Annotated in this window: 4 protein-coding genes; 1 reads left to right on the top strand and 3 read right to left on the bottom strand. The window is 31.7% G+C overall.

All coding sequences use genetic code 11. The features are described from left to right. The 3 genes from B2S90_RS01225 to B2S90_RS01215 all read right to left on the bottom strand — a co-directional run. On the bottom strand, positions 1 to 1,279 hold a 1,279-nt coding region (locus B2S90_RS01225; RefSeq protein WP_286696420.1), incomplete at its 3' end, for an oleate hydratase. A gap of 98 nt (positions 1,280 to 1,377) precedes the next feature. After that, positions 1,378 to 1,935, bottom strand: a complete 558-nt coding sequence (locus B2S90_RS01220) for a TetR/AcrR family transcriptional regulator (RefSeq protein ID WP_006504883.1) — start codon at positions 1,933 to 1,935, stop codon at positions 1,378 to 1,380. 45 nt (positions 1,936 to 1,980) lie between these two features. After that, positions 1,981 to 2,913, bottom strand: coding sequence for an AEC family transporter (locus B2S90_RS01215; protein ID WP_055233269.1), 933 nt, complete (start codon positions 2,911 to 2,913; stop codon positions 1,981 to 1,983). Positions 2,914 to 3,138: 225 nt separating this feature from the next. On the opposite strand from B2S90_RS01215, the gene B2S90_RS01210 reads away from it, so the two are divergent. Continuing rightward, entirely contained in the window at positions 3,139 to 3,402 is a 264-nt protein-coding gene (locus B2S90_RS01210; protein ID WP_055233270.1) for a hypothetical protein, read from the top strand. The last annotated feature ends 107 nt before the right edge of the window (positions 3,403 to 3,509 follow it).

Below are 3,509 nucleotides of genomic sequence, written 5' to 3'. Positions count from 1 at the left end.
TAGGAATACTTCTAGTGATATGTAATAAACAATACACTGCATTCATTGCGGTATGTACGAGATAATCTAAGCTTCCTGGATATTCATAAGGTAATGAAACTCCTTCACCTATATAAGCATAATTTAATCCATTGATGTGTGCTTCACAATGAGTACTAGTATGAGTGTAAGAAACGGTAGAAGCAGACATTAATGAGAGTTCATTGATTTTATCTTGTGGAATACCTAAATGATAAAGCCATTCTGCACATATCTCATATCCCTTACTTTCTAACATAGACTTTTCTACATAATTACCGGTTTTCTCTGGATGTAATCCATGAAGTAGAATGACACATTCATTCTCTTTCTGGTTCTTATAGTAAGGCTGTCTTGGTATTGTCCAATTGAGTTCCCAGGCTGATTCATTAATTGGAATAACACCGCCTGTAATATCTTCACCAGAAAGTGGATCTTTTTGAAGAATATTTCTTAAGTAATGGATGATTTTTTCATCCTGAGTTGTAATAACTGCATGGACTATAGAATCTTTACTTTGACTTGTATGAATAAATAGAAGATCCTGGCTTGTCAGACCTATAGTCTCTTCTATGCCTTCACTCTTAATTGTAAAAGCAGTGGCTTTATTGTCTTCTATTTCTATATGAGTCACTTCAGTATTGAAATGGAAGACAACATGATGTGCATCTAGATATTCTATAATAGGTACAATCACTGATTCATACATGCAGTACTTAGGAGAAATCATACTGTGCGAGGTCAATATATGCATATAACGATGTAATGTCACTTTAAAAGAATAAGCATCATTGACTGGAAATAAAGCATGCCAATAATAGTAGAAATCAGATTCCATAAAGTCCTGACTGAATACATCTTTAACCTGTTTACCTTTTAATTGTTCATCTGAAGTAAAGAAGAAATGAACAAGTTCTGATATCAATTGATCACTTAGTTGTATATTATGACTAGTCTTCATAGGTGCATCATGATTTAAATAAGTCATTTCATCTAAAACAGTGAGTCCCTCTGTTTCTATAGAAGGTATGGAACGTAATATATCCCATAAATAGAAACTACGATTATCTACAAAAGAAAGATAAGACTCATAATGGTGAAATGAATCTACTGAATCTATAATATGAATATGTTCACCCTTTAATGAACCATCTCTCAATAAATAACAGGCAGTCACTAAGCTAGTAAAGTCACTCCCCAATATATAGGCATTATGTGCATCAATGTTTTCTCTTTTTCTTGGCTTCACAAATAAATCCATAGCAATCCCCCTTATCTTCATAGTATAGAAAAATAAAATATAAAAAAATAAACATCCCATACAAGATGTTTATTCTTTATACATTATAGTGTTTTTGTTTAAAAGGTTTCATAGCGTTTTAAGGCCGCTTTGATGTTTCCTTTGATTGCTTTATCTAGTTTACGGATAATAAGTTCTGGGTCCTGTCGCATGTCATTATTGATCCATTCTAATGTAAGACCGACAAAAGAATACTTATAGAAATTCGCAAGGAACTCTTTATCATCTTCTCTGACATTCATTCCTACAGCCTGTTCATCTACAACATCCTTTAATAACTTATATACAATTCTATAAAGATATGTTTCTACATGTTCACGACTAACAGAACGATAAACATTAGTGACAAATGGTTTGTTGTCTAAGATAGCACCAAAGAGTGCATAGAGACCTTCTTCCCATGTATCAGATGTTTTATGGCCCTGTAATACTTCTTCAGCATCCTGAATACATGACCATTCTACGAGATCATAAATATCCTGGAAATGATAATAGAAAGTCATACGGCTGATACCACAGTCTTCTGCAATATCATTAATAGTGATCTTATCAAGAGGCTTCTTTAATAATAAATGTTTCAATGACGCTTCAATAGCGCGTTTCGTAGTTTGTGACATTTTAGCCCTCCTTATATTCACTATTATGCACGTTGTTTTTACATATTACAACATAAACGTATAGATGATATTAATGATTGGCATAGTAATAATACATAAAAGAACAGATAATGCGTTAATAACTGAACTTTCAAAAGCATGATTATCATATAATTGCGCAAACTGAGTCACAGTAGAAGCTGCAGGACCACTGGCTGCAAGTAATGAAATCATTAATACCTGTGATGCACTTGGGAATAGTTTTGTCATACCTGTAAAAATAAAAACTAATAAAATAATTACTGGGAATACAACTAAACGAAGGAAACATACGACATAAGCACGGACATCGGTAAAGACTTCCTTCATATTCATACCCGCAAGTAACATTCCTACTACAAACATACTCAATGGTCCCATTAAGCTGCCCATACCAGATACAGCACTCTGAAACATCGTAGGTAATTTAATCTGTAAGAAGAACATAATGATACCTGCTGCAATTGCAATCATGTTGATGTTCAAGAGGATCTTCTTTAAATCAAAGTGTGTATCTTCACTAATAATAAACTTACAATGTGTCCACAATAATATAGTCTGTACAATCATATAACCTGAACAATAGAAAACCATTTCGTTCCCTAATACGATAGAAACAAGAGGAAGAATCAAGTTTCCACAGTTAGGATACATGATGGACATTGATTCAATCGCATTAAAATGACATTTCTTTGTGAGTATCTTAGCAAGTATATAATAAATAATATGTACAAGAATAGCTGCGCCAATAGACAGTAAGAAACCTTTTAATTTTTCTTCTGTCAAGTCAATCTGGAATGAATTGATGATTGCACAAGGTGCAGAAACATATAATACAATCTGTGATAAAAGTTTTGATTCTGATATTGTACATATATCTGTTTTAATCAGTACATATCCTACTCCTATCATAATAAATAAAGCTCCAATTTGTGTAGCAAGTGAAATAGCTAAATCCATATCTTTAATCCTCCTAGAAGGCATCATACACTTATTATCTTCTAAAAGCTTTTTTTTGCATAAAATGAAAAAAGTGATTGGCACAAATCTATAGTGAACACTTTAATACATTGTATGTATGCATTATTCATTCTACAATACTTATTCAAACATATATTCGTTGATATTATTATTATGATACAATATATTTGTAAAAATACTTAACATAAAGAAAAGAGGAAAATCATGTCTACAACTATTATTTACTTCTTAATTGTGTTGATTCTACAGTTACTCTTATTCCTATTCATCAAACGTAATCATAATAATAGCGTACTACTTGTTTTGATTTCTTTAGGTATTTCTATATCTGCTGCAATATCTTTGTGGAACACAGCTATTCTTATAGATGAATTGGGTATAAGTTCCAATATTCTCGATACACTATTCTTCGGTATATCTATCATATTATCTTTAGTTAATATGTATACTGTACTCAAAGAGAAATAATCAGACCATATAGTCATATATACGACTATATGGTTTTTTAGTAAAAGAAAACACCAAATAGATGCCCATCTGGTATTTCACATGATTTTACATATTCTCTTGTTCTT

The sequence above is a fragment of the Catenibacterium sp. UBA627 genome, from assembly GCF_002299355.1.
Classification (GTDB): Bacteria; Bacillota_I; Bacilli_A; order Erysipelotrichales; family Coprobacillaceae; genus Catenibacterium; species Catenibacterium mitsuoka.
The sequence above is the reverse complement of the archived record's forward strand: the minus strand, read 5'-3'. Positions and strand labels throughout refer to the sequence as shown.